Annotated in this window: 29 protein-coding genes and 1 tRNA gene; 15 read left to right on the top strand and 15 right to left on the bottom strand. The window is 47.8% G+C overall.

The window, feature by feature from the left end; genetic code table 11:
• Positions 1-4 precede the first annotated feature (4 nt).
• The 7 genes from THAL_RS08350 to fdnG form a co-directional block, all read right to left on the bottom strand.
• Positions 5-100 (bottom strand) — tRNA-Sec (locus tag THAL_RS08350).
• A gap of 1 nt (position 101) precedes the next feature.
• Positions 102-560 carry a glycine cleavage system protein H gene (locus THAL_RS04915; protein WP_012992003.1) on the bottom strand — a complete coding sequence of 153 codons (459 nt, stop codon included), beginning with the start codon at positions 558-560 and terminating at the stop codon, positions 102-104.
• Between the two features lie 65 nt (positions 561-625).
• A complete protein-coding gene (locus tag THAL_RS04910; protein WP_012992002.1) occupies positions 626-1,366 on the bottom strand; it encodes a formate dehydrogenase accessory protein FdhE in 741 nt (246 codons plus the stop codon).
• Positions 1,363-1,884: a superoxide dismutase family protein gene (locus tag THAL_RS04905; protein WP_012992001.1), complete on the bottom strand. Its 522-nt coding sequence runs from the start codon at positions 1,882-1,884 to the stop codon at positions 1,363-1,365. The genes THAL_RS04910 and THAL_RS04905 overlap by 4 nt, the downstream gene beginning before the upstream one ends.
• A gap of 5 nt (positions 1,885-1,889) precedes the next feature.
• The gene (locus tag THAL_RS04900) at positions 1,890-2,522 is read right to left on the bottom strand and encodes a formate dehydrogenase subunit gamma (RefSeq protein WP_012992000.1); all 633 of its coding nucleotides are present in this window, start codon (positions 2,520-2,522) and stop codon (positions 1,890-1,892) included.
• Positions 2,523-2,525: 3 nt separating this feature from the next.
• Complete coding sequence (gene fdxH / locus THAL_RS04895) at positions 2,526-3,422, bottom strand: formate dehydrogenase subunit beta (protein WP_012991999.1); 897 nt, start codon at positions 3,420-3,422, stop codon at positions 2,526-2,528.
• 15 nt (positions 3,423-3,437) lie between these two features.
• Positions 3,438-6,482, bottom strand: coding sequence for a formate dehydrogenase-N subunit alpha (gene fdnG, locus THAL_RS04890; protein ID WP_148209096.1), 3,045 nt, complete (start codon positions 6,480-6,482; stop codon positions 3,438-3,440).
• A gap of 119 nt (positions 6,483-6,601) precedes the next feature.
• Between fdnG and pdxA the strand changes: the two genes are divergently transcribed.
• The 3 genes from pdxA to THAL_RS04870 are packed head-to-tail and all read left to right on the top strand — an operon-like array spanning position 6,602 to position 8,518.
• Entirely contained in the window at positions 6,602-7,567 is a 966-nt protein-coding gene (gene pdxA, locus THAL_RS04880; protein WP_012991996.1) for a 4-hydroxythreonine-4-phosphate dehydrogenase PdxA, read from the top strand.
• The gene (locus THAL_RS04875) at positions 7,564-7,791 is read left to right on the top strand and encodes a hypothetical protein (protein ID WP_012991995.1); all 228 of its coding nucleotides are present in this window, start codon (positions 7,564-7,566) and stop codon (positions 7,789-7,791) included. The genes pdxA and THAL_RS04875 overlap by 4 nt, the downstream gene beginning before the upstream one ends.
• A gap of 1 nt (position 7,792) precedes the next feature.
• Positions 7,793-8,518, top strand: a complete 726-nt coding sequence (locus THAL_RS04870; RefSeq protein WP_012991994.1) for a flagellar hook-basal body protein — start codon at positions 7,793-7,795, stop codon at positions 8,516-8,518.
• Positions 8,519-8,521: 3 nt separating this feature from the next.
• On the opposite strand, the gene THAL_RS04865 is transcribed toward THAL_RS04870, so the two are convergent.
• Genes THAL_RS04865 through ilvN form a run of 3 tightly spaced genes read right to left on the bottom strand, consistent with a single transcriptional unit; the run spans position 8,522 to position 10,616 of the window.
• The gene (locus tag THAL_RS04865) at positions 8,522-9,394 is read right to left on the bottom strand and encodes a 5'-3' exonuclease (protein ID WP_012991993.1); all 873 of its coding nucleotides are present in this window, start codon (positions 9,392-9,394) and stop codon (positions 8,522-8,524) included.
• Positions 9,391-10,032 carry a thiamine phosphate synthase gene (gene thiE, locus THAL_RS04860; RefSeq protein WP_174248489.1) on the bottom strand — a complete coding sequence of 214 codons (642 nt, stop codon included), beginning with the start codon at positions 10,030-10,032 and terminating at the stop codon, positions 9,391-9,393. The genes THAL_RS04865 and thiE overlap by 4 nt, the downstream gene beginning before the upstream one ends.
• 8 nt (positions 10,033-10,040) lie before the next feature.
• Positions 10,041-10,616 (bottom strand): acetolactate synthase small subunit, encoded by a 576-nt coding sequence (ilvN, locus tag THAL_RS04855; RefSeq protein ID WP_012991991.1) that lies wholly within the window; start codon positions 10,614-10,616, stop codon positions 10,041-10,043.
• A 61-nt stretch (positions 10,617-10,677) separates the two neighbouring features.
• Between ilvN and THAL_RS04850 the strand changes: the two genes are divergently transcribed.
• From THAL_RS04850 to THAL_RS04830, 5 genes are all read left to right on the top strand, one after another.
• Positions 10,678-11,373, top strand: a complete 696-nt coding sequence (locus THAL_RS04850; protein ID WP_012991990.1) for a hypothetical protein — start codon at positions 10,678-10,680, stop codon at positions 11,371-11,373.
• Complete coding sequence (locus THAL_RS04845) at positions 11,373-12,119, top strand: sulfite exporter TauE/SafE family protein (protein WP_012991989.1); 747 nt, start codon at positions 11,373-11,375, stop codon at positions 12,117-12,119. Before THAL_RS04850 ends, THAL_RS04845 begins: the two co-directional genes overlap by 1 nt.
• An 18-nt stretch (positions 12,120-12,137) precedes the next feature.
• On the top strand, positions 12,138-13,235 hold the full coding sequence (locus tag THAL_RS04840; RefSeq protein ID WP_012991988.1) for a DEAD/DEAH box helicase: 1,098 nt from the start codon (positions 12,138-12,140) through the stop codon (positions 13,233-13,235).
• Between the two features lie 70 nt (positions 13,236-13,305).
• Positions 13,306-13,791, top strand: coding sequence for an SCP2 sterol-binding domain-containing protein (locus THAL_RS04835; protein WP_012991987.1), 486 nt, complete (start codon positions 13,306-13,308; stop codon positions 13,789-13,791).
• Between the two features lies 1 nt (position 13,792).
• Positions 13,793-14,995, top strand: a complete 1,203-nt coding sequence (locus THAL_RS04830; protein ID WP_041434098.1) for a TRC40/GET3/ArsA family transport-energizing ATPase — start codon at positions 13,793-13,795, stop codon at positions 14,993-14,995.
• Here the strand turns inward: THAL_RS04830 and THAL_RS04825 are convergent.
• The 3 genes from THAL_RS04825 to nuoE are packed head-to-tail and all read right to left on the bottom strand — an operon-like array spanning position 14,961 to position 17,327.
• Positions 14,961-15,614, bottom strand: coding sequence for a uracil-DNA glycosylase (locus THAL_RS04825; protein WP_012991985.1), 654 nt, complete (start codon positions 15,612-15,614; stop codon positions 14,961-14,963). The genes THAL_RS04830 and THAL_RS04825 overlap by 35 nt on opposite strands.
• A complete protein-coding gene (gene nuoF, locus THAL_RS04820; RefSeq protein ID WP_012991984.1) occupies positions 15,611-16,888 on the bottom strand; it encodes an NADH-quinone oxidoreductase subunit NuoF in 1,278 nt (425 codons plus the stop codon). The genes THAL_RS04825 and nuoF overlap by 4 nt, the downstream gene beginning before the upstream one ends.
• Complete coding sequence (gene nuoE, locus THAL_RS04815; protein WP_012991983.1) at positions 16,863-17,327, bottom strand: NADH-quinone oxidoreductase subunit NuoE; 465 nt, start codon at positions 17,325-17,327, stop codon at positions 16,863-16,865. The genes nuoF and nuoE overlap by 26 nt, the downstream gene beginning before the upstream one ends.
• 24 nt (positions 17,328-17,351) lie before the next feature.
• Here nuoE and THAL_RS04810 point away from each other — a divergent pair, with 24 nt between their 5' ends.
• From THAL_RS04810 to THAL_RS04780, 7 genes are read left to right on the top strand one after another with little or no spacing between them, the layout of a single operon-like run.
• Complete coding sequence (locus THAL_RS04810; protein WP_012991982.1) at positions 17,352-18,350, top strand: GGDEF domain-containing protein; 999 nt, start codon at positions 17,352-17,354, stop codon at positions 18,348-18,350.
• 28 nt (positions 18,351-18,378) lie between these two features.
• Positions 18,379-18,852, top strand: coding sequence for a hypothetical protein (locus THAL_RS04805; RefSeq protein WP_012991981.1), 474 nt, complete (start codon positions 18,379-18,381; stop codon positions 18,850-18,852).
• A gap of 3 nt (positions 18,853-18,855) precedes the next feature.
• A complete protein-coding gene (gene gcvH / locus THAL_RS04800; RefSeq protein ID WP_012991980.1) occupies positions 18,856-19,380 on the top strand; it encodes a glycine cleavage system protein GcvH in 525 nt (174 codons plus the stop codon).
• Positions 19,381-20,694: an aminomethyl-transferring glycine dehydrogenase subunit GcvPA gene (gene gcvPA / locus THAL_RS04795; protein ID WP_012991979.1), complete on the top strand. Its 1,314-nt coding sequence runs from the start codon at positions 19,381-19,383 to the stop codon at positions 20,692-20,694.
• 47 nt (positions 20,695-20,741) lie between these two features.
• A complete protein-coding gene (locus tag THAL_RS04790; RefSeq protein ID WP_012991978.1) occupies positions 20,742-21,176 on the top strand; it encodes a rubrerythrin family protein in 435 nt (144 codons plus the stop codon).
• A 49-nt stretch (positions 21,177-21,225) separates the two neighbouring features.
• Positions 21,226-21,813: a DUF3501 family protein gene (locus tag THAL_RS04785; protein ID WP_012991977.1), complete on the top strand. Its 588-nt coding sequence runs from the start codon at positions 21,226-21,228 to the stop codon at positions 21,811-21,813.
• Positions 21,800-22,555, top strand: a complete 756-nt coding sequence (locus THAL_RS04780) for a fibronectin type III domain-containing protein (protein ID WP_012991976.1) — start codon at positions 21,800-21,802, stop codon at positions 22,553-22,555. The genes THAL_RS04785 and THAL_RS04780 overlap by 14 nt, the downstream gene beginning before the upstream one ends.
• On the opposite strand, the gene THAL_RS04775 is transcribed toward THAL_RS04780, so the two are convergent.
• Both THAL_RS04775 and tsaE read right to left on the bottom strand, forming a co-directional pair.
• Entirely contained in the window at positions 22,543-23,970 is a 1,428-nt protein-coding gene (locus THAL_RS04775) for an acetyl-CoA carboxylase biotin carboxylase subunit (RefSeq protein ID WP_012991975.1), read from the bottom strand. The two genes, THAL_RS04780 and THAL_RS04775, sit on opposite strands and share 13 nt — an antisense overlap.
• On the bottom strand, positions 23,945-24,364 hold the full coding sequence (tsaE, locus tag THAL_RS04770) for a tRNA (adenosine(37)-N6)-threonylcarbamoyltransferase complex ATPase subunit type 1 TsaE (protein WP_012991974.1): 420 nt from the start codon (positions 24,362-24,364) through the stop codon (positions 23,945-23,947). The genes THAL_RS04775 and tsaE overlap by 26 nt, the downstream gene beginning before the upstream one ends.

Genomic DNA, 24,364 nt, shown 5'->3' with positions numbered 1-24,364 from the left:
GGCACGGGAGAGCAAGGGAATCGAACCCTCCGAGGATCGCCGGAGCGACCCTCCACGGGATTTGAAGTCCCGGGGCGGCACCAGCCGGCCACGCTCTCCCGTCAGCTTCTTGGAAGACATTCTATGTCCTCTCTGATTATAACCTTTCTGAAGATCTCTACCACATCCTGTGCCTTTCTCAGTTTTCTAAGATTGACCACATCGGTGGATTCTATCTTTACAAGCCATGCACCGTAAGGGTCAGCTACGATGGGAGACGGATCCCTCTCTAGGGTTCCGTTGACTTCCACAACAGTTCCAGTGAGAGGTGATGGAAAAGTTAGGACCCTTTTCCCAGCCTCTATGACGGCCAGATTACCATCATACTCCACTTTAGTACCTACAGGTTTTAGCTTTATAGCATACACAGGATATATTAAGTATGCAAGAATTGGAGTAAAACCTACGGAGTACACACTTTTACCTTCTCTCTTCACCCATTGAAAGATCATTCTCTCCTCGTTAATCCTGTACAACCTATCCTTTTTTATTTTGCAACCCAAGACTTCTATGTAATCCATGCCTCTCCCATATAAAGGTAATAAAGAACTTAGCCAAATAAAAAAATTCCTCCTGTTTAGCATTATTAGAGCCCAAGTAAGTTTTTTTCATACCTCACAAAACCTCTCTGTCTTGCCCACAGGTCCATACTGACTGTCGCTATATCGTCCAGTATAGGGATCACGGTCCCTTCAACCCTCATGTCTAGTACCTTAATGTAAGTACCGCACCTATGACAAACCTGAAGCTGCACGTATTCTTCTCCTTCTGTGTAGTAATATTCCAAAAGATGATCTTCGTTGTTCCCACAGGCTACACAGCTAGTTCTGTTAAAGTACCAGCTAAAACCACACATAACGCAGGTAAGATATCGTGCCCCCTCTACTTCTTCTTCATCTACTACATAGGACACATAAGGCTTGAAACCACACACCGGACACACCTTTTTCAGCCACCCTTTACTGTCGTATCTGCCTTTGCTAGCCCACGAGGAGTATATGGGCCCCAAGAAGGTCAAAAAGATGAATCTGTCTATATCTGTGGCAGTTTTGTCCTCCAAGAACTTAGTCACCATAGCACAGAGGGTGTTTTCATCGAACTCCATAAATTCCTTCGCTCGTTCCTTCAGTGATGAAGGTCCGATACTCACACATAGTTGGAGCAAATCTATAAGGATATGAAGATTACGTGACCAGTCTATTTCTTGCACTGTAGCTTGTGCCCTGTGCTGGAATTCCAATACTCTTTCCATAAACTGAAGCATATGTAGAGATTCTGGATGTCTCTTTGAAAGAACCTTTATCCTGTCACGAACTTCATGATTCATCTTATAACTCCGCAGGCTATTCTGGGTCCTGCATTTCCTGCTGGGTCTGTTTTGTAGTCATCACGGTGGTGGTGTACTATGAGAGCGGTTCCACCTTCTCTTAGAAGACTGTTCTCTTTATTAGGCTCGAGGGTTATAAAGGTGTTTAGCACATCCACCCTGAGGTTTCCGTTGGAATCGGTAAATACATTGGGCATGTCCCCTGCATGTGGTCCATCTGGGTTTAAAAGTCCGTGCTTCTTTTTATAGGGATTGAAGTGCCCTTTTGCGGACATAAAGTCCGGTGGGTCGCACTTCCCAACTTCGTGTATATGTAAAGCGAGTTCTGAGTTAGGTGGAAGTCCACTCGCACGAAGCTTTATAAGAACGCCACCGTTCGTTTGCAGAAACTCTGCCGTGCCTATCTTCTCGCCCTTCTGGTTTATCAGGTCTGCATGTGCCTTTACTTCCATTTCCTGAGCTTTTGAGAAAAAGAAGAGGGTGGCGCAGAGCACCATACCCTTGACCACACTTCCCATGGTACTCACCTCCTCATAACCTCCTTGAACCACTTAGGATGGTGATACATGGCCCAAAGAGCCGAAACTTTTCCAGTTATCATACCAGAGAGGGAACCTGGCACACCTATGGTGCCCATGTACACGTGGACTATAAAGCCAGCACCTACTATTATGAAGGCCACATCGTGCAGTACTATTGCCACCCTTACCACGTACGAGGGGAAGCTTCCAGGAAACCACATGACTATACCCGAAAGGAGAAACACCAGTGTACCCACAAACACAACCCACCCAAATAGTTTCTGTCCAGCGTTGTATTTACCAACCTCCGGCAGTTTTTCCTCCTCTCCCCTTATGTAATACTTCACCCCCTTCAGCCACCGTATATCGTCACCGGCCAACATAAAGTCCTTCGCCCATCTCAAAAACATCAGTAGAACTCCCACCGAGTAGACTATACCCACCCACCTATGAAGCCATGCGGCAAACTCGCCACCCCCCAGTATCCAAAGTAGCCAGTGGAACCTAGGTGAGTATATTCCTAGTCCAGACAGAAAGAGGTACAGAAAGGAAATGGCCACTATCCAATGTAGTAGTCTGTCCCATCTTGAGAACCTTTCTATCTCGGTATCTTCCAATTTCTTTACATCCTCCATGGTTTATACCTCCTCCTTGCTTTTTTCTTTTTTACCCACCCTTATGGGACCGAAGATTATGAGCTGTAGGAAGGCACCTACCAGCGTACCCCACAGGACAACGCTTCCCAGCAGTTTCAGAGGACCTTTCCACAAATTTACTAACGGTGATATGCTTGCCTCCTTAGGTAGTCCGTACATCTCAAGTTTGTCTCCATGAGGTAAGACATAGATGTACCCTGTACCTCCTACGCCTGCAGGATCATAGAGAGTTGCATTTTTAAATCCCCGCTGCTGAAGTTGTGCTATTATCTTCTGTGCTCTTCTCACCATCTCCTCTTTAGTCCCGAAGTGTAAACAGTTGGTGGGACATGCCTTCACACAGGCAGGTTCTAGTCCGGCGGACACTCTGTCAATACAGAAGTTACACTTCCAGGGTTTGTTGTTGGAATCGTAACGAGGTACATCGAAAGGACAACCGGAAAGACAAAACTTACAGCCTATACATTTAGAGTGATCAAAGTCTACTACACCGTTTGCATACTGTACTATCGCACCGGGTGATGGACATGCCTTCAAACAGCCGGGATCACCGCAGTGCATACACTGATACTTTGTTATGAACCATTCCACACCTCTCTCCGTTTCCACTTCTCGGAACTTCATCAGCATAAACACGTTGGGCAGTAAATCGGGGAATGACTGATAACCTATGAAGGGTGCTCTCTCATCAGGTAAAGGAGGTTTCAGATCGTGCCATTGGGAACATGCAGCTTCACACCCCTTGCATCCTATGCAGGAGGAAACGTCTACCAATATAGCCAGTTGGTCACTTCTCTTTATATCCTGAGCAGGAGAGCCTGAGGCAGACACTCTCCTCAGGCCCAATCCTACGGTACCTTCAGTGGTCACGTTGCTCATGGTATCACCTCCCTATTAAGCTTTGATCTTCTCTATTTTGCAGAGGAAACCCTTGTACTCAGGTGTCTGAGAGTTGGGATCCCATATGAAAGGGGTTATCAGGTTTGCCAGAGAACCTCTCACCACACCCTCGTACCCCCAGTGTATAGGTATACCCACGGTATACACCTTTTTACCGTTAACTATAAGGGGTTTTATCCTCTTTGTAGGTAAGGCATAAGCCTCTGCAGAACCTCTAGCCGTTACTACCCTAACCCTATCTCCTTGATTTATGCCAAGCTCCTTTGCCAACTCCTCAGGTATCTCTATAAACATACGGGCAAAGAGGATAGATGCGCCGTAAACGTGCTTTGTCCAGAAATGGAAGTGTTCTGTGACCCTGTAGGTAGTTGCGGCATAGGGGAACTTATCCGGTGTTCCGAGAAGATCCACGTCCGACTTATAGACTTTCACTACTGGGTTCATCCCAGTTCCCTTGGGGTGTAACGGGTTCTTTACAGGTGATTCATAGGGTTCGTAATGTTCGGGGAACGGACCGTCTACCAGGAAGTGGGAGTACAGTCTTCCCCTACCTTCTGGAAGCATTATGAAGGGACCATACTCAGGACCTAAGTCAGGCTTTATATCTGGTACATCGTTACCTACCCATTTCTGTTCTCTTTCGTTCCACCATACGAGACGGCGTTTAGGATCCCATGGTTTACCAGAAGGGTCGGCCGAAGCCCTGTTGTAAAGAATCCTCCTATTGGCAGGCCAAGAGTAACCATAACCAGGGTATATACCAAGTCCCGAAGGGTCCGAAAGATCAGTGCTCTTTGCTCTGTTTCCAGATTGAGGGTAAACGCCACAGTACAACCACATACCACATACGGTGCTACCATCTTCTTTCAGAGCTGTGAAGCCCGGCAGTCTCTCGCCCTTTTTGGCTATGACGTTACCCTTATCATCCTTTATGTCATCTAACGCTACACCGTTTATCTCCATGGCCAGTACCTCGTCGGCAGTCGGATGGTATGGGTTTTTATAAGGCCACCAAGCCTTCAGTATGGGGTCGGGGAAAACCCCACCCTCCTTCTGATAAAGCTCTCTGAGTTTCATATATAAGTTTCCTATGAACCATAGCTCTTCTTTGGCATCACCCGGTGGTTCCGCAGCTTTGTACACCCACTTAAGGGTACGGGCACTGTTGGTTTTGGTACCTTCCTTTTCAGCAAACACAGCTGCCGGGAGTAGAAAAACCTCCGTTTGGACCTTCTCTGGATTATCTACATATTTCCAAAAGTTGGCCATCTCCGTCATAAAGGGATCCATGACCACCATCCATCTGAGGCGGGATAGGGCCTCAATAGTTTTTCTGGTATTGGGGGTGTTGGCCAGTATGTTGATGCCTACCGCAACGACACCTTCCATTTTACCTCTGTACATCCTATCTATGGCTTCATCCCAGCTTATAATCTTCTCTGTCTTGGGTAAGTAGTGGTAACCGAATTCATTCTCAGGCGTTGCTGCATCCCCGTAAAAGGCCTTCAGCATACTTATGAAGAACTTAGGATAGTTGGACCAGTAATTCATAGAGTTTTCATCCCAAGGTTTCGGCGTGTTTGCCTCAAGATGTTCTTTCAGACTTTGTTGCTCAGGCTTTGGAGGCCTAAGGTATCCTGGCAGAAATCTTCCCTCTCCCGCTAGATCCGTCATACCCTGTATATTGGCATGACCTCTCAGAGCGTTTACACCTCCGCCCGGCATACCTATGTTACCGAGGAGCAGCTGAAGTATAGCCATTGAACCGATCACTTGGCTACCCCAGCTATGATGAGTCCAACCGAGTGCGTAAAGGTGTGTCATGGTTTTGTTAGGTGCGCCGGTTTCTGCTATGAGCTTTGCCACCTCTAAAAACTTCTCTTTAGGAACCCCTGTGATCTTCTCCACCAACTCCGGTGTATATCTCTCATAATGTTTCTTAAGTAATTGAAAGACGCATCGTGGGTGTTGCATCGTCATGTCTTTCTTTACCATACCTTTTTCGTCTCTCTCGTAGTCCCACAGTGTGGTGTCATACTTCCTTTTTTCGGGATCGTACCCAGAAAACAGTCCCGTCTCTGGGTCGAAGCTGTAAGTATCTTTTACTATGTAAGTAGCGTTTGTAAAGTACTTAATGTAATCTTCGTTATACTTCTTGTTTTGAATCACGTAGTTTATAAGTCCACCCATGAAGGCCAAGTCTGAACCAGGTCTTATCTGCACGAAGATATCAGCCACAGCGGCAGTTCTATGATACCTAACGTCCACCGCTATGATCTTAGCCCCTCTCTCTTGCCTAGCTTTTATTGCCCACTTGAAGCCACACGGATGGTTTTCCGCAGGATTCCCCCCCATAACAAAAATCAGATCAGCGTTCTTTATATCATTCCATGAGTTGGTCATGGCCCCCCTACCAAATCTTGCGGCCAAACTGGCCACTGTAGGAGCGTGTCACACTCGCGCTTGTGTCTCTAACGCTACGAGACCCAGTAATCTTCCCAACTTTACCATAAGATAACCGGGTTCGTTTTCTATCGTGCACCCTGTAAGCCAAAAGATACTCTCACATCTGTTTACCACCCGTCCCTCCGCATCCCTTTCTATAAACGTCCTATCTCTAGTATCCTTAATTCTCCTTGCTATCCTCTCTATAGCCTCCTCCCACGTTATTTCCTTCCACTCTGTAGAGCCAGGAGCCCTATAGAGAGGTTTTGTCAGTCTTTGAGGAGAGTTTATGAAGTCTCGCAGCGTTGCACCTTTGGGACATAGAGTTCCCCTGTTTACTGGGTCATCTGGATCACCCTCTACGTGTATCACCCTAGGTTTAACGTTCATGGCGCCGTCAGTGAGGGAGTATATGAGGACACCACACGAAACGGAACAGTAAGGGCATATACTTTTCACAGCTTTTGCTTTCGCAATTTTAAGTTCTCTCACCCTCGCGTAGGCAGGGGAGAGGTCGAAACCTAAACTGCCTATTAAACCTGTTCCCAACGATACACCTGTTAACTTTAGAAACCCTCGTCTTGTCACCTCCATGATAAACCTCCTGATGGTACTTACGTTGTTTAATATACCTGTTTGGAAAGAGGCTGTGTTTAGAAATTTTCAAAGTATGGCTTCGGATATATGAAAATTCCTATATATTTTTCTTCATTGTGAAGGTAATAGGTATAACTATAGGAGATCCGGCTGGCGTAGGTCCCGAGCTTATAGTGAGACTCACCCCTCATCTGGACAAAGAAACTGCCTACGTGGTGTACGGCGAGTACAAAATTCTAAGGGCGTGTGCATCTCACTTGGGGATGGACTGGGAATTTCCCACAGTGGAGAAGGTGGAAGACATAAAAGAACCTGGTGTGTACGTGATAGATCTCAACGTATGTGATACAGACAGACCATCTGCTTCTATTACGTCTGGAAAGGTAGCTGTTGCGTATCTTGCAAGGGCTGTGGTGGACGGCGTAACAGGAAAAATCAAAGGTATGGTGACTATGCCCATCAACAAGTTCTGGGCATCACGCGCTGGTTTTTCTTACTCAGGTCAGACAGAGTTTCTGGCACAGGCTTTTTCCGTTAAAGATTACGCTATGCTCATGTACTCAGAGAAGGTGAAGGTGGCACTCTTGTCTACACACCTACCCCTCAGGGAAGCTGTCCAGATGGTCAAGAAAGATCTCATAAAGAGGAAGCTACTTTTGGTTATAGGGGAGTACAGAAGACTCTTCAAGGTTGATCCTAAGGTGGGTGTTTTGGGACTGAACCCTCATGCAGGAGATATGGGACAAATAGGAAACGAAGACGTAGAGGAGATATTACCCGCAGTGGAGGAGCTTAGAAGTGAAGGTTACAAAGTGGAAGGTCCTCTTTCTCCCGACGCTGCCTTTCTTGAACCCTCAGCCTACGATATCTTTTTCTGTATGTATCACGATCAGGGACTTATCCCTTTTAAGATTCTGGCCTTCAGAGAGGGTGTAAATATCACACTCGGTATACCTATAGTGAGAACGTCGCCAGCTCACGGTACCGCTTACTCCATCGCATGGAAAGGTAAGGCAGACATATCTCCCTCTCTCCATGCCCTGCATCTATGCCGACAGCTGGTTTACAATATGGACCCATGAGGTTTCTCCTTTACACTTGGGTGGTCTTTCTGGTGCTCCTCATCATGGGTGGGTTGGTGTGGCTTAACCCCACACAGGTGGAACTGGTACTCACACCCAGTTGGAACGATGTCTATTACCGTATTCCTCCCTTACCTCTCGGGTTGTTGGTGGATGTGGTTTTTCTGCTGGGTCTCTTGATAGGTTACACAGTGGCTAACCTTACCCATATTGGGAGGAAATAGAATGGCTTTAGACTACCAGCCCATGTACGTGCTTGCCAGCGGTATGATGCTGTCCCAGAGGAAGCTGGAGGTGATCACCAACAACATGGCCAACGTCAGCACACCTTCCTTCAAAAGGGATGTTATGTTGGCCTCTGTTTGGCAGGCACCCACACCTCTGTCCGTACCCTCTGTAGATCCTCGGCTTCCCCAAAACAACTTCCTCTATCCCGTAGTGGGTGGAATCTACACTGATCTTAGACAGGGTGGCTTGAGACATACCGGTAACAGCACGGATCTTGCCATAGATGGGGATGGCTTCTTTGCTGTAAGTTCCGGTAACGAAGTTCTTTACACTCGTAAAGGTAACTTCAGGCTAGATAAAGATGGGTATCTGGTGAATGAGCTGGGTATGAGGATCCTCACCGACAACGGCTCCCCTGTAAGGGTGGATGGTGATCTGAGGATAACTGAGGATGGCAGTATCTTCTCAGGAGGTCTTTTCTACGGACGGCTTGGCATATATAGACTGGAAGGACCTCAGAAGATAGGTAGCGATCTGTTCAGAGGAAGGGCAACACCTTCTGAGCGTTTCAAAGTGTTACAGGGTTTTCTGGAAGATGCCAACGTCAATCCCATAGAGGAACTCGTAAAACTCATAGAAGCGCACAGAGCCCACGAGATATACACCAATCTCATAAGATCTCTAGATCAGCTTCAGGAGAAGATTACCAACCAGACTGTGTGATTCTCAGAAGAGGGTTCTTTGCTTTTTGGTGCCGTAAAGCTCTTCTAGATCCTTCAGTACACTCTTTATCTCCAGTTTTTGCAACATCTGTCGCAGTTCATCCATGCGTGGATCTTTTATCCTCAGTGTCTGTATGTCCACAGACATCTCCTCCGGAGGATGTAGTTTCACCAGCCAGTAGGATCTCTCTAAGTTCTCTTTACTGGCATGAGGGAAGGCTTTAATGAAGCTGTCCCACTGTGAAAGGATGTTCTCCACGCTTCCATAAGCCTCCAGGACTTTTAGCGCGGTTTTCGGTCCTACACCTTTTACACCCTCCACGTTGTCCACCTTGTCTCCTACCAGTGCTAGATAATCGGCCAGCTTCTCGGGTGGAACACCGAACTTTTCCATAACCTTCCTTTCATCCAGCACCTCACCCTTTATGGGGTTTATGACCACCACCTGCTCGTTTTTCACCAGTTGAAGTATGTCCTTATCCGGTGAGTAGATACGTACCTTAAACCCTTCCTCCAAGGCCCTGTGGGTCAACGCTGCTATTATATCGTCAGCCTCGTATCCTTCCATCTCCACCAGGGGTATTCCCAGAAGGACCGTCAGTTCCTTTATTACAGGTATCTGTACCTTTAGGGGGTCAGGCATGGTGGGTCTGTTGGTTTTGTAATGGGCGTACTCCTTTTTCCTCACCGTAGGTGATGGATGATCAAAAACCACCGCCATGTACTGGGGCTTCTCTGACTTTATTATGGAGAGAAGGGCTCTCAAAAAGCCGTATACAGCTCCCGTAGGAAATCCGTCTTTCGTAGATAAAGGTGGTAAAGCAAAGAAACTCCTGTAGAGAAAGGCCGAACCATCCAGAAGATAAAGGACCTTCATCCCATGAAGAGTTTCTGTCTCATAGCCTGCCTGCAGGCTTGAAGGAGGCTCTCGGCAGCTTTCTTTACGTCTTCGAAACCCAGTATGGCAGACACCACCGCTATACCTTTAACACCCGTTGCCAAAACTTCCGGGACCCTGTAGTGGGTTATCCCTCCTATAGCTATCACAGGCTTGCTGGTCATCTTTACCGCCTGTTTCAGAGCCTCTATACCCACCAGCTTGTAGTTCTCCTTTGTGGTGGTCTCATAGACGGAACCGAATCCTATGTAATCTATAGGTAAGTGTTCCACCTCCCTGAGCTTCTCCAAACTGTTGACCGAGTAACCTATGTACATCTTATCCCCTACCAGCTTTCGGACCACGTCGGGAGGGAGATCTGTCTCACCCACATGAACACCGTCCGCCTCTACCGCCAATGCCAGATCCACCCTGTCGTTAACCACAAGATCCACCCCGTACCTTTTTGTGAGTTCTCTAAGGACCAAAAGCTCCTCGTACATCTGCCTCGTTGACTTGTTCTTGAACCTGTACTGAACCGCCGTCACCCCCCCCTGGATGGCCTTCTCTATGGTGTCCACCAGATCCCTGTCCTGAAAATACCTGTCGTCAGTCACAAGGTATATACTCAGGTTCATACGTCCCTTCATGTCTCCTCCTGACCTGCCCTTTCTCTTTTTAAAGCCACCTTTCCCGTTCTGGCCATCTCCTTTATACCGAATGGTCTTACCAACTCCACAAAGGCCTCTATCTTGTCCTCATCGCCTGTTATCTCCACCGTGTAAGTATCCGGAGAAACATCCACCACCTTCCCTCTGAAGATCTCCACCAGTCTCAGCACCTCATCCCTTGCTCTAGGTGTAGCTGTGTACACCTTTATGAGAGCCAGCTCCCTCTCTACATGGGGTAGATCTGTAAGATCTCTCACCTTCAGAGTATCTATTAGTTTCCTCAGCTGTTTTACCACCTGCTCTATGACTACATCGTCACCTATCACTTCTATAGTCATGAGGGACAGACCCTTCTCGTGGGTTTCTCCTACCGAGAGACCCTCTATGTTGTAACCTTTACCTGCTATAAGAGTAGCTATCCTTGCCAAAACACCTAGTTCGTTCCTTACCAACACCGACAGAATGTGCTTCCTGACCTGACCCTTTTTAACCTCTCTTGTGAGGGGCGTCTTAATGGTATTTATATCAGCAGAACCTATTGTGTCGCTCATGCTCACTAATTATACACCCCAAAGATGGTGATGACAAGCTTTGATTGGTATAATCTTTAACATGAGTACGAGAGTGGCTTGGAGCATCACACACCAGGAGTTCACCATAACAGACTACTACTACTTCTCTATACTCCAACGGGAAGCTCAGAAAAGGAACATTATCATAGACGAGGTGGACAGATGGGAAGACTTACCCAAGTATGACACTATAGTTTTCAACTATCCGGAGATACCCTTTACAGAGAAAGAGGCTCAGGATGTGGAAAAATGGGTGTGGGAACTGGGTAAGAAGGTTATACTGCTTGGATATTACAAAAACGAGGATCATATAGCGGATACCTGTAACACCCTTGCCAGAAGGTTCGGCATGGAGCTGAATCCTGACGAAGTTACAGACACCCAGAACAACCATCAGGGGGACAGCTACTTTGTGGTTACATCAAAGATAAGAAGATACAACAAGAATGTAGAAAAGATCATGCTGGCCTGTAGCGCCTCTATAAAACCCCTCATGCCTGATATAAAGGTAGTGGTAAGGGGAGAAGATACGGCGGTGTCCAACATGGGATACTACACCCTCCTGATAGCGGAGCAGATAGCGCCTACCAGTGGAGGTTACTTCTGTCTTGCGGGTACGTGTGTTTTTTGGGACAACTACTCTATAACTCTCTACGATAACTTGGAATTCTCTCTGAACCTCCTTGAGCACACCACTCCCCTCAAGACAGCTCAAGGAGTCAAACTGTCGTTGTGATGGAAGAAGGGCTGAGTTTTCTGGTGGTTCTGGGTGCTTCCTTTCTGGCAGGTGTCACCAACGCTGTGGCAGGAGGCGGCACCCTCCTTACCTTTCCGGCTCTCATGCTGGTAGGTGTAGATCCCGTATCTGCCAATGTAACCAACACCGTGGCTCTCTGGACAGGCCCGATGGCGGGTGCGTGGGCCTTCAGGCGCCGTCTTCCGGAAACCAAACAACTCATACCTTCCATGGTGTTGATATCAGCAACAGGCTCCATCGTAGGTGCTCTCCTCTTACTCTACACTCCTTCTTCTATCTTTAAGAAGCTGGTTCCCTTTCTGATACTCTTCGCCACCCTACTTCTGGTCTTGTCCGGCAGGTTTCACCTCTCCGAAAGAAACAAACCCGTGGCTCTTCTGATCCAGTTTCTTGCGGCTGTTTACGGCGCTTACTTTGGTGCAGGTTTAGGCATAATGGTGTTGGCTACATTGAGCTTGTTGGGGGTAAAGGACATACATGCGGCCAACAGTCTTAAGAACATGCTGGGGTTTCTCATAAACGGAATAGCTGCCATCCTCTTTGTGTTAAGTGGTAAAGTAGTGTGGACTTTTGTGCTGATCATGATGCTGGGCTTTGCCTTGGGAGGATACACGGGAGGGATGTTTTCCCAAAGGTTTCGACAGGATATCGTCAGAAGAGCTGTGGTGATTTGGGGACTCTTCCTCTCCCTCTTCTACTTCTTGGATAACTTTAAAGGGATATAATGTTGTGCGGAGGTAGTTATGGAGTTTAGTTTTTCACAACTCAGCGAACCACTTAGAAAATCCATTACTGAGATGGGTTTTCAACATCCAACACCCATTCAGAGGGAAGCCATACCCCTCGCCCTGGCAGGGTATGACCTTTTAGGACAGGCTGCTACAGGGACAGGTAAAACCGCTGCCTTTGGTATTCCCATACTGGAGAAGTTGGGAAAAGAGGACTTACTGGGAGCTCTTATCCTCACTCCCACCCGAGAACTGGCCCTTCAGGTAAAGGATCAGCTCTTCCAGTTGGCAAGATACAAAGGACTACGTGTTTTTGCCTTTTACGGTGGTACCTCTGTAGCTAAGGACATACAAGTTCTCTCCACTGTGCCACCTCATGTGGTGGTAGGTACACCCGGTAGGATAAAGGATCTGATAGGCAGAGGATATATCTCTCTTGAGAAAGTCCGTTTCTTCGTATTGGACGAAGCAGATCTCATGCTAGACATGGGTTTTATAGAGGACATAGAGTACATCGTGTCTCATCTTCCTAACCGAAGACAAACCTTCATGTTCTCGGCCACTCTGCCCCGTCAGGTGGAAGAATTAGCAAAGAGATACCTCAGGGAGCACTACCGGGTGGTTAAAGTGTATACCCCCGAACTCAGACCTAAGATAGAGGAAAGACTCATAAGGCTCAGTTCATCGGCGCAGAAGTTATCGGAGTTGGAAAAGATCCTGCGCGAGCACCTTTTGGAGAAGGTGATAGTGTTTGTCAAAACCAAGAAAGATGCCAAGGATCTTCATGAGGTCCTCAGAAGGAAGGGCTTCAACGCTGTGGCCCTCCACGGAGACATGACCCAAAGACAAAGGGAGAGCGCCCTGAAACTGTTCAGAGATGGAAAGGTCAAGATAGTGGTGGCCACCGATGTGGCATCAAGAGGACTTGACATAAAGGGGGTTGGTCTCGTCATCAACTATCACCTTCCGGAAGATCCTGAGATATACATCCACAGGATAGGAAGAACGGGACGTATAGGTAGTTATGGAAAGGCCTACAGCTTCGTCACCCCTGAGGACAGTAGAGCTCTTTGGAGAATAAAACGCCTTAAAGAGAAACTTATAGCGTCATAAGTTTTTCTGATGGCTTTACGGAATGGGGAGGAATATCTTAAGCTCAGCAGACTTGTAGAGGGGGTAAGGTATGAAGAAGGTGGTTTTTGGTTTTCTGACAGTGGTGGGTTCTTCTTTGGCCACACCCGTTTTCATGGACGGAGAGTATGCGAAGGCCCTATGTGAGGTGTGGAACAACACACCGCGCCTTGTGGATGAACTGGGTAAAAGCGAAAGCTGGACATCTGTAGGAGAGAGGAAGATATTCATTTACAGAGAGGACTGTGATGCCTCCAAGCAGATACAGCTCACCATAAAGAACGAAGGTGGCAAGGCTAGGTGTGTGTACGGAGGGCCTGCTAAGGACAAGAGGGGTAAGGATGACTTTCTCATGTACGCCGAAACAAAGCGGTGGGAGGAGATGGCGAGAGGAGAGTATGGTCCCATGAAAGCCATGATGCTGGGAAGGCTCAAGTTTGAAGGACCTAAGTTCGTGGCCATGAAGAACATGGGTCCCTTTGAGGCCTTTCTCACAGCTCTCGGGAAACCTAAGTATGATGCTGGGAGGTGTCCGTAACGTGCGGGTGATCCTCTTTTCCGGTAAAGGTGGTGTTGGTAAAACTACTGTGTCGGCAGCCACCGCTTACAGGCTTTCCAGTCTTGGTTACAGAACCATAGTGGTTTCTTTGGATCCAGCTCACAGTCTGGGTGATGCCTTTGATATACCTGAGTCTGAGAAGATAAAGGCAAAGGGACTTCCTATAAAGGTGAAGGAGAATTTATACATTCAGGAGATAGACGTTCAGGAGGAGGTGGATCGGTACTGGGGTGACGTTTACAGATTCCTGGAGCTTCTCTTTAACACCACCGGCCTTGACGAGATAGTGGCGGAAGAACTGGCCATTCTTCCCGGTATGGAGGAGGTGACCAGTCTCCTTTACGTTAACAAGTATTACAGAGAAAAGGAGTTTGACGTTCTCGTACTGGATCTGCCACCAACGGGGGAGTCTCTGAGGTTTGTGTCCATGCCGGTAGTACTCAAGTGGTACATGAAGAAAATCTTCAACGTAGAGAGGACCATAGCGAGGGTGGCACGCCCGGTGGCTCGCAGACTCACCGATGTACCCCTTCCTGATGACTCTTATTTTCAGGCCCTTGAGAACTTCTACGAAAAGCTGAAAGGAGTGGACGAGCTTCTTATAGATCCATCGGTGACTTCCGTAAGGTTGGTGATGAACCCGGAGAAGATGGTCATTAAGGAGAGTCAGAGAGCCTTCTTGTACTTTAACCTGTTCGGTGTGAACGTGGATGCCATTATAGTCAACAGGGTCCTCTCCCCCACGTTGGAGGGATGTGAGGATATGTCGCGTTGGGTGATGACCCAAAGAAAATACCTGCAGGATGTGTACAGTCTCTTCTCACCCGTTCCCATCTTTGAGGTACCTCTTCTGGAAGATGAGGTGGTGGGAGAGGAAAAGCTCAAGATTCTCTCCGAACTAATATACAGGGACAAGGATCCTGCCCAGGTGCTCTTCGAAGGTAAACCATACGAGTTCTTGGAGGAGAACGGTGAGTATATGATAAAGCTTAGAGCTCCTTTCCTCACTAAGGAAGGTCTGTCTGTCCTTAAGAGTGAGGGGGAGATAGTGGTCCGTTGGAGGAACTTCAAAAATCACATAATGCTTCCCAGAAAGCTCAGGGACTACGAACCGGCAGGTGCTAAATTAGAGAACGGTTATCTCATTATCAAGCTGAAGAAAGAATCTCAAGAAGTTTCTTAAGGTCCTGGGTAAACTCCCTGTCAGCGGAGGGGTTTCTAAGCACGTAGGCGGGATGGTAGGTAAGGAGAACTTTTATACCACTGTCAAAGGGATAGGTAAAGATCTGCCCCCGTGCCTTAGTTACCGGCATTTTTCTCCCCATAACGCCTTCAAGGGCTGTAGATCCCAGACACACGATGACTTTGGGTTTTATTATTTCTATCTCCTTTCTCAGATAAGAGACACACGAAGCTATCTCCTGAGCTGTGGGTGTCCTGTTTCCCGGTGGCCTGGATTTCACCACGTTGGTGATGTACACATCCTGACGTCTTAAACCCACCTCCTCCAGTTTTGCGTTGAGATACTGGCCTGCTCTTCCTACAAAAGGTCTCCTCTGCCTGTCCTCTTCTTCTCCTGGTGCCTCTCCCACAAAGATAACGGGGGAGCAAGGGTTGCCTTCACCCAGCACGTAACCGTTGGAGCCTTCGTACCTTACACACCTACCCTCCGCTTCCATAGTTCTGTAAAGTTCAGCAAGGGCCATCTTCTTCTCGCTACACTGGTTGTTTTCCAGAAGGTAGATCTCAGTAAAACCTATCTCCTCAAGGGCCTTTATGGTGGCGTAGATCTTTTCCTTCATAGGGAGATGGGTGCGGTTTTTCTGTAACGCTCCCACTCCTCTGGAAACTTCTCCATGGCCTGCTTTATGAGCCTTCCTGCCACCGCGCCAAGACCACAGATGGAGGTGGGTTGTATGTACCTGTTCACAAACACGAAGGCATCCCAGTCCTTCTCATCTGCCACACCCTTTACTATCCTTTCCAGTAGGTACTCCTGCTCGTGGGTGCCTACTCTGCACGGTGTGCACTGTCCACAACTCTCATGAGCGTAAAACTCGGCCACCTTAAGACATGCCTCTACTATGTCATCCTCTTCCGTAAGAACTATGACGGTACCTGTACCACCAAAACCGAAGGGAGAGTAGTCCATGGGTGTGTCCAACTCATCCGCAGAGAAGCAGTCAAGAGCACCAGAAAGAACAGCCTTTACCTTTTTGTTGCCTATAGTACCACCGGCGTACTTAAAGATCACCTCCCTTAGGGTGGTGTTCATAGGAAGTTCGTAGACACCCGGCTTCTTAACCTTACCACTCACTGGGAAGAGCTTGGGACCAGGGTAATCACTGGGACCTATGTATCTGTACTCTTCCCAGCCCATACCAACGATGATGGGTATGTTACAGAGGGTCTCCACGTTGTTGACTACTGTAGGTCTACCGAAAAGGCCATACTGTACAGGATACGGAGGCTTTATCCTAGGCCAGCCCCTTTTCCCCTCTAAGGATTCTATGAGGGCACTTTCCTCACCGCATATGTAAGCACCCGCACCCCTTGCCACATATATCTCCAGATCAAAACCGGAGCCCAGTATGTTCTTCCCTACGAAACCCTTCTTCCGTGCTTCCTCTATGGCGTCCCTCAGAATTCGGTAACCTGCAGGATACTCTCCCCTTATGTATATAAAAGCCTCGTTGGCTCCTATAGCATAAGCTGATATCACTATACCCTCTATCAGAAGATGGGGATCTCTCTCTATGAGGATCCTGTCCTTAAAAGTACCCGGTTCAGACTCATCGGCGTTACATATGAGGTACCGGGGTGCAGGGTTCTGAACAGCCAGCTTCCACTTGCGCCCTGTGGGAAATCCTGCACCTCCCCTACCCCTGAGCTGGCTCTTGTCCACCCAGTCCACTATCTCCTCGGGTTTCATACTCAGTGCTTTTTCCAGCGCCTGATACCCACCATCCTTAAGGTACTCCTCTATAGAGTGAACTCTGGGTTTTTTGGCCCTTCTTAGGAGGAGATTTAGGGTAGTCTCCGCGTATATGTTAGGTGTAACGGGATAGGATCTCATGTAATTTCTCCTCTCCTTCGAACTGGTAAGTGTCTTCATCTATCATAAAGACAGGAGCGCACGAGCAGGCTCCCAAACACTGAACAGGTATGAGCTTGAACCTGCCGTCCTTGGTAACCTGCCAGAAATCTATACCAAGATGTTTCTTTAGAGCATTAAGAAGCTGATCCTTCTTCATAAAGTGACACACCACACTCACACACACCCTTATCCTGTGTTTGGCAGGTTCGCCTCTGTCAAACATGTCATAGAAGGCTACCACACTCTCCACGTGATTGAGAGGAACATGAAGGATCTTAGCTACTTCCTCTAACGCAAAGTTGGGGATATGTCCGTAGTAATCCTGAACTTCGTGGAGACACAGAAGTATGGCCTGTTCTCTTCTGGGAAAGTACTGGACGTGCTGTCTCAGTTTCTCTAACAACTCCTGAGGAAGCATGATGGATAATTATAATCTATACAGGTGGAGTGTAAACTCTACGAAAAGATAAGGAGAGGTCTTGCCCTAGATAAGAGTGAGATAAAACTCCTTGCTGACATCGTAAGGGAGGAGCTCAAGTTCCTGATAAGAAACCACATCCTTCCCACGCCCCGCAATTACGAGAGGTGGTTTTTGGTGTTCTGCCACGCTCTGGAGGGAGGTATGAGACTCTCCGATCAGGAGCTCATGGATTTATACAGCAAGATATACGGTGACAGGGAAAGTTTCAGCGAAGTGGCCTTCGATATTGAGAAGACAATCTTAGTTTTGGAAACCATAGTGAGAGATTTACAGTCTGCCCTTGTAGAGAGTAGTGAGTTCACCAGGAAGAAGGAGAAAGAGTTATCGAAGTTACAGGAGGACAACGTAACACCAATACTGTTGGAGTTACTTATGCATGTTAAGGATCTTAAAAAACAGAACGAGCGCTTCCTTAAACGCATAGAGGAGCAAAACAAGGTTATAGAAGAGCTTAAGAGACGTATACAGGAAGTTCAGACAGAGGCCAACATGGATCCCCTCACGGGACTCTTTAACAGACGCTCACTGGAGAGGGCCGTAGAGGATCTTTGGAAGGAGTTTAAAAAAGATGGCAGAGTCTTCTCCCTTATACTTCTGGATATGGATAACTTTAAGAGTGTAAACGACGTCTTCGGTCACGCGGTGGGAGACTTAGTCTTAAAGCGCGTAGCGCAGGCCATCCGTTCCAGCCTTAGGGCAAGGGACATAGTAGGAAGGTGGGGAGGGGATGAGTTTATGGTACTTCTTCCCGGTACCGAGCTGGAAATGGCCCGACGGATAGCAGACAGACTAAGTGCTGTGGTGGGTACGTTGAGGATAAAAGTAGAAGGTAATGAACTTACCGTAAGCTTAACACCGGGAGTTGCCCAAGTATCTGAGCACCACACTTCCTTCATGGACCTCTTCAAGGAGGCGGATGGACAACTCTACATAAACAAGAAGAAAAAGGGAAAAGAGTGATGGGCTTGAGAATTTATAATTTTCTAGTATGAAAGTTCTCTTTGTCCTTTACTCGGATCTTCTTAAAAGGGTGGATCTGCAGGACAAACTGGAGAAGGAGCTGGAGCTTGTCAAGAAGCTTATAGGGCCTGACAGTGTGTATGCTACCATAACCAGCGAGATGAAGCATTTTTTTGATATCTTCCCTGATCTGGTTTTTATAAGAAACGACAAGGGTACTTTTATCTACGGTGCTTACAAAGGTCTGAGGAAGCTGAGAGGGAACGCCGTTCTCCTTATAGATGGTGGCGTAAGTCTTACCAAACATAAACTGGCAGAGTTTATAAGGAGGGGAAAGAAGAACATACTGTGCACTGGCCTCGCTCTTATAAAGTTGGTAGACCTAGACTATATAATAAGAACGATGGAACGTTACAAGGACGGTGACGCTTCTCTATCTCATATTATGGAAGAAGTAAAACGCGAGTATGGTATAGATTATGAGATGTTACAGGAGGTCTGAAGCATGGAAGACATAATGGTGGGAAAGTATCTGGTGAAAGGTGACAGATACTACACCAAAGATCACGAATGGGCTCTGGTGCGAGGCAACAGGGCGTGGGTGGGTATAACCGACTACGCTCAGAAAGAGTTAGGTGATGTGGTATACGTGGAGCTCCCTTCTGTAGGTGAAGAACTGGAAAGTGGTGACACCATGTCTCAGCTGGAGTCTGTTAAAAGTGTTTCTCCCGTCTACGCTCCTCTCAGCGGTACTGTGGTGGAGGTCAACGAGGCTCTACAGGATGAGCCCCACCTCATAAACGAATCTCCTTACGAGGAGGGTTGGATAGCGGTACTGGAGCTGAAGGACTCCTTGGAGGTGGAAGATCTCATGACGGCCCAGGAGTATGCCCAGTACATAGCTGAGTTAGTTAAAGAGGAGAAGGGAGAAGATACGGGACTTTCTACCACCGAGGAAGTATCCAGTATAGAGGAGTCTATAGAGACAATACCGGAGGAAGAATTAGGTTACGAGGAGAAGGAGCGATAGATGTACATTCCTCATTCAGAGAGAGAGACGGAGGATATCCTAAAACTTCTAGGGCTCAGTAAGCTGGAGGATCTCTTTTCCCATATAGACGCTTCTCTCCTCTCACCCTCTCGTCTTCCCCCTCCCATGAGTGAGGAGGAGTTAAGAAGGTACTTCAAAGAGACCTCCCAACAAAACAAACCTCTCGTGTGCTTTGCGGGGTACGGCGTTTATGACAGAATAGTACCGTCCGTTATATGGCAGATCCTCAACAGGGGGGAGTTCCTCACCGCTTACACTCCCTATCAGCCTGAAGCTTCTCAGGGCACCCTCCAGGCCATATTTGAGTACCAAACTTTGGTGTGTCAGCTTACGGGAATGGAGGTGGCCAACGCCAGTATGTACGATGGTGCCTCTGCTCTGGCAGAGGCGGTTCTGATGGCCAGAGCTGTGAGGGGTAAAGGTAGGAGGGTCGTCATCAGTGAAGGAGTTCATCCCCTCTACCGTAAGGTGGTGGAAACTTACCTGATGGGTTATAGAGACGAGATAGTCCAAGTCCCCGTAAATGAAGAGGGATACACCCGTCTGGACTTGCTGGAGGATGCCTTGAAGGACCAAGAAGCTCACGCGGTGGTGTTGCAGTATCCCAACTTTTTGGGTTTTGTGGAAGATCTGAGAAAGGTGGGGGAACTCACCCAAAGGTACCGAGTCCCCCTTGTGGTTGTGGCTGATCCTATAGCCTTAGCTATCTTGAAACCTCCGGGACAGATGGGTGCCGACATAGTGGTGGGAGAAGCGCAACCTATGGGTATGTTTATGAACTACGGAGGACCCTACGCAGGTTTCTTTGCCACAAAGCAGGAGTATGTGAGACGTATGCCGGGAAGACTGGTGGGTATGGGAGAGGACATAGAGGGTAAGAGGGCATTTCTTCTGGTGCTACAGACAAGAGAACAGCATATAAGGAGAGAGAGGGCTACTTCCAACATATGCACCAACCAGAATCTGATGGCTATGGCCAGTTTGATCTACATGGTCCTTCTGGGAAAGGAAGGTATGCGGCAGGTAGCCCTGCAGAGTCTTTCTAAGGCCCTCTATCTTAAAAAACGCCTGCTGGATCTTGGCTTTCAAGAGGTGTACAAGGGTAGGCATCTGTGGGAGTTTCCCCTAAGACATCCACAGGCCATGAAACTACGCAACGCTCTTCTAAAGGAGGGATTTCTTTTAGGTGTACCTCTCCGTGATGATACCCTCCTTTTGGCAGTCACCGAGAAGAGGACCAAGGAAGAGATGGATAAACTGTGCCACCTCATAGAAATGCATCTTGACAGATGAGAAAAGTTTGCATATAATATTATTTAAAACTGTAAGGAGGTATTGCCATGAGTAAGAGCCTTGTGGGAACCAAGACTTTGGAAAACCTTAAGCATGCCTTTGCCGGGGAATCTCAGGCCAACAGAAGGTACCTTTACTTTGCCCGTAGGGCCGACATAGAGGGTTACCCCGACATAGCCAACATCTTCAGAGAGACCGCCGAAGGTGAGACAGGTCACGCTTTCGGACACCTGGAGTTTCTGGAAAAGTACGGTGGTGGAGACCCTGCTACTGGTAAACCCATAGGTACCATTGAGCAGAACCTGGAGGCGGCCATAGCGGGTGAAACCTACGAGTATACCGAAATGTACCCTGGTTTTGCTAAGGTAGCCAGAGAGGAAGGCTTCGATGACATCGCTGAGTGGTTTGAAACCCTCGCCCGTGCTGAGAAATCTCACGCAGGAAGATTCCAGAAGGCTCTAGAAAGCCTTAAGTCTTCCTAACGTAAGAGGGGGGGTTCTCCCCCCTTTAAATCCTTTTGGGGGAGTTGCTGTGAAAAAGATCACAAGGGACGAAATCCTCAACATATACGAGTACGAAAAGGTTAGGCCGGAAAAGCGGCAGGAGATTATCCAACTGAAGAAGAACAGGAGGTTATTTCTCGGAGACTTGGTTCATCTTGTCTTTGAGAACAGACAGACGGTGTGGTTTCAGATACAGGAGATGATAAGGGCGGAGCGTATGGTGAAGGAGGAGGAGATACAGCACGAGATAGAGGTTTACAACGAGCTTATACCCGACAGAAACCAGCTTTCCATAACCATGTTCATAGAGATCCCGGACGAAGAGGAGAGGAAAAAGTTACTTCCTAAGCTGGTGGGCATTCATGATCACCTTTTCTTCCACATAGGAAACAAGCACACCGTTAGAGCGGTTGCCGACGAGCGCAGCAAGGAGGATTATGAGTACGGTAAAGCAGCCGTGGTCCACTTTCTGAAGCTGACCCTCACCGATGAGCAGGTAGAGGACTTTAAAAACATGCCCGTCAAGGTGGAGATAAACCATCCCAACTACAAGGCTATAGCGGAGATACCCCCCAACGTGAAGGAAGAGCTCATAAAGGACCTTGAGGCTGACTAAGCTTTTTCCCCTTTTAGTTTTCCTTTGTTCTTGCGGTGTAAAGGCAGATCCTGAGCCCCTACCTTCACCTCAGGTGGAGATCAAAAGACTTGGTTCTACCGTTTACGTACGCAGTTTAGAGGGTGAGGTGGTGGTGAAAGGCTTTAGCAAAGAGGGTGATCTCTGGTTTAAGGAGGAGGAGAAAGCTTTCTGTTTTGGTGTGGTGCGCCTTAACGGAAAGGGTAAGAAGTTCTGTGTGCCGGAAGCTCTGAAAGAGAAACCCTTGCTGAGAACGGAGGAGTATCCTGATAAGGTAAAGGTAACCCCGAAAGGGTTCAGGAGTTTTGTTCTTTACAAGATAAAGGAAGGGAAACCCGACCTCCTCAGTGCCCAAAAACTGGACGGACCCTTCGTTATAGACAGGGACTATATGACCCAGTGTTATGGAGTGGCCGGTGTTGAGAAAGACAGAGAATCGGAGCTCAGTGTTTTCTGTGTGAAGGCAAAACCCCACCCTCCGGTGGCGGATGTAGAAAGGCTTGACTGGAGAGCTGTAGGAAACAAGCTTTATATCTTTTGGTCTTATCGGAAAGATCCCCTGTTCTCTCACTTTGTTGTTTACAAAAACGGGAAACTTTTAGGTAGTACCACCAGTTACATGTGGGAAGACGAGCTACCTTCACAGAGGGTCACCTACACGGTAAAGGCGGTGAGTGTGTACGGTGTGGAGAGTGAGGGAGCTTCCGTAACCTACAGTCCGTAATAGGCCGCTATAGCTGCGGATGCAGCCAACGCTAAGCTTTCTGGATCTATTTCTCCTTCTATCTCAAACTGGTAGGTGGGTAGTTTTTTCTCCAAGAACCTTATACCAAAGTAACCACTTATAAAATCGGGGTCCCTGACCACCTGACGGTGTAAAGGTATGTTGGTAGGAACACCCCTCACCACAAACTCGTCTATGGCCCTCCTGGCCCTAGCCACAGCTCTTTCCCAGCTTAAGGCCCACACGCTCATCTTAGCTATCATAGAATCGTAATAGGGAGGAATGACGTAATCTTTATACACACCTGCATCCATCCTTATACCCGGTCCACCGGGAGAGTAATAGGCTGTTATCTTACCCGGTGCGGGCGCAAAGTTCTTCCTCGGATCTTCTGCATTTATCCTAAACTCTATGGCACATCCCCTAAAGGTTATGTCGTTCTGCATGAAAGGAAGAGGTTCACCCATCGCTATACGTATCATTGTCTCCACTATGTCTATACCCGTCACCATCTCGGTGATGGTGTGTTCCACTTGAAGGCGTGTGTTCATCTCTATAAAGTAAAACTCTCCCGTCTTCAGATCCACTAAAAACTCCAGAGTCCCTGCACTCTCGTATCCCACCTGCATCATGGCCCTCACACTGAGTCCCAGCATCTTGTTTCTTATAGAAGGGGGTAATACAGGACAGGGTGTTATTTCGATAATCTTCTGATGCTTTCTCTGTATGGAACAATCCCTCTCTCCTAGGTGTACCACGTTTCCGTACTTGTCTCCTAGTATCTGCACCTCTATATGTTTGGGATCGTCCAGATACTTTTCCAGAAAGAGGTCACCTTTACCGAAAAAGGTCTCCGCCTCCCTGTAAGCGGATTCAAAGAGGTGAGGAAGTTCCTCGGGCGTTCTTACCACCCTCATACCCCTACCACCACCACCGAAGGCGGATTTTAGAATGACGGGAAAACCTATCTCCCGTGCGTAATGCAGAGCGTCTTCGTAGTTCCTCAAAGGTTCCGGTGAGCCAGGTATGGTGGGTATACCCAGCTTCTGCATCATCTGTTTGGCTTTTACTTTGTCTCCGAAGAGTTCTATATGTTCCGGCTTAGGACCTATGAAAACGATACCCCTCTTTTGGCAGTAACGGGCGAAGTCTGCGTTCTCCGCCAAAAAACCGTAACCCGGATGTATGGCATCTGCACCCACCGACTTAGCAAGATCCACTATTCTTACGTAATCCAGATAGGCTCTTATGGGATCACCCGGAATAAGGTAGGCCTCGTCTGCTTTCTTTACGTGAAGAGATCTTGTGTCTACCTCCGAGTATATGGCCACCGTCTTTATACCCAGTTCCTCACAGGCCCTTATTATCCTAACGGCCACCTCTCCTCTGTTAGCTATCAGAACCTTCCTGAACATGATTATTAGTATAGATCTTTATGAGTCTTTCGTGTCCCTCTTCTGTTATCTCCACCACTATCTGACATATACTCATGTCCTTTGGCCATTCTATCACCACAAGTCCTTCTCCCAACACTTCCTCCAGATCCAGGTAGTCTACTCTGTAAAGATCCACGTGAAAGATGTTCCCTTGGGTGGTGGGATACTGATGGATGAGACTGAAGGTGGGACTCCTCACCTGATAACCTTCCCGTATGCCCATAGCCTCCGCCAGGCCCTTTACAAAGGTGGTCTTCCCGGCTCCCAGATCACCTACCAAACATATCACCTCGTTACCCTTCAGATGTTTCGCCAGCTCTCCCGCTATCCTTTTGGTATCCTCCTCTGTTCTACTGACAAAAACACCCTTCAT

This window comes from Thermocrinis albus DSM 14484 (genome assembly GCF_000025605.1).
Classification (GTDB): domain Bacteria; phylum Aquificota; class Aquificia; order Aquificales; family Aquificaceae; genus Thermocrinis; species Thermocrinis albus.
Note: the sequence above shows the minus strand (reverse complement) of the source record. Positions and strands in the feature narration are given on the sequence as shown.

Excerpts from the sequence above, each read along its gene's own strand:
- THAL_RS04865 (WP_012991993.1), bottom strand. The coding sequence starts at position 9,394 with ATGAAGGTCCTTTATCTTCTGGATGGTTCGGCCTTTCTCTACAGGAGT.
- THAL_RS04870 (WP_012991994.1), top strand. The coding sequence starts at position 7,793 with ATGGCTTTAGACTACCAGCCCATGTACGTGCTTGCCAGCGGTATGATG.
- THAL_RS04915 (WP_012992003.1), bottom strand. The coding sequence starts at position 560 with ATGGATTACATAGAAGTCTTGGGTTGCAAAATAAAAAAGGATAGGTTG.
- ilvN (WP_012991991.1), bottom strand. The coding sequence starts at position 10,616 with ATGAGCGACACAATAGGTTCTGCTGATATAAATACCATTAAGACGCCC.
- THAL_RS04845 (WP_012991989.1), top strand. The coding sequence starts at position 11,373 with ATGGAAGAAGGGCTGAGTTTTCTGGTGGTTCTGGGTGCTTCCTTTCTG.
- THAL_RS04825 (WP_012991985.1), bottom strand. The coding sequence starts at position 15,614 with ATGAAGGAAAAGATCTACGCCACCATAAAGGCCCTTGAGGAGATAGGT.
- THAL_RS04805 (WP_012991981.1), top strand. The coding sequence starts at position 18,379 with ATGAAAGTTCTCTTTGTCCTTTACTCGGATCTTCTTAAAAGGGTGGAT.
- THAL_RS04835 (WP_012991987.1), top strand. The coding sequence starts at position 13,306 with ATGAAGAAGGTGGTTTTTGGTTTTCTGACAGTGGTGGGTTCTTCTTTG.
- THAL_RS04875 (WP_012991995.1), top strand. The coding sequence starts at position 7,564 with ATGAGGTTTCTCCTTTACACTTGGGTGGTCTTTCTGGTGCTCCTCATC.
- THAL_RS04775 (WP_012991975.1), bottom strand. The coding sequence starts at position 23,970 with ATGTTCAGGAAGGTTCTGATAGCTAACAGAGGAGAGGTGGCCGTTAGG.
- THAL_RS04850 (WP_012991990.1), top strand. The coding sequence starts at position 10,678 with ATGAGTACGAGAGTGGCTTGGAGCATCACACACCAGGAGTTCACCATA.
- fdxH (WP_012991999.1), bottom strand. The coding sequence starts at position 3,422 with ATGAGCAACGTGACCACTGAAGGTACCGTAGGATTGGGCCTGAGGAGA.
- THAL_RS04840 (WP_012991988.1), top strand. The coding sequence starts at position 12,138 with ATGGAGTTTAGTTTTTCACAACTCAGCGAACCACTTAGAAAATCCATT.
- THAL_RS04790 (WP_012991978.1), top strand. The coding sequence starts at position 20,742 with ATGAGTAAGAGCCTTGTGGGAACCAAGACTTTGGAAAACCTTAAGCAT.
- THAL_RS04900 (WP_012992000.1), bottom strand. The coding sequence starts at position 2,522 with ATGGAGGATGTAAAGAAATTGGAAGATACCGAGATAGAAAGGTTCTCA.
- tsaE (WP_012991974.1), bottom strand. The coding sequence starts at position 24,364 with ATGAAGGGTGTTTTTGTCAGTAGAACAGAGGAGGATACCAAAAGGATA.
- gcvH (WP_012991980.1), top strand. The coding sequence starts at position 18,856 with ATGGAAGACATAATGGTGGGAAAGTATCTGGTGAAAGGTGACAGATAC.
- gcvPA (WP_012991979.1), top strand. The coding sequence starts at position 19,381 with ATGTACATTCCTCATTCAGAGAGAGAGACGGAGGATATCCTAAAACTT.
- THAL_RS04910 (WP_012992002.1), bottom strand. The coding sequence starts at position 1,366 with ATGAATCATGAAGTTCGTGACAGGATAAAGGTTCTTTCAAAGAGACAT.
- nuoE (WP_012991983.1), bottom strand. The coding sequence starts at position 17,327 with ATGCTTCCTCAGGAGTTGTTAGAGAAACTGAGACAGCACGTCCAGTAC.
- nuoF (WP_012991984.1), bottom strand. The coding sequence starts at position 16,888 with ATGAGATCCTATCCCGTTACACCTAACATATACGCGGAGACTACCCTA.
- thiE (WP_174248489.1), bottom strand. The coding sequence starts at position 10,032 with ATGAACCTGAGTATATACCTTGTGACTGACGACAGGTATTTTCAGGAC.
- THAL_RS04905 (WP_012992001.1), bottom strand. The coding sequence starts at position 1,884 with ATGGGAAGTGTGGTCAAGGGTATGGTGCTCTGCGCCACCCTCTTCTTT.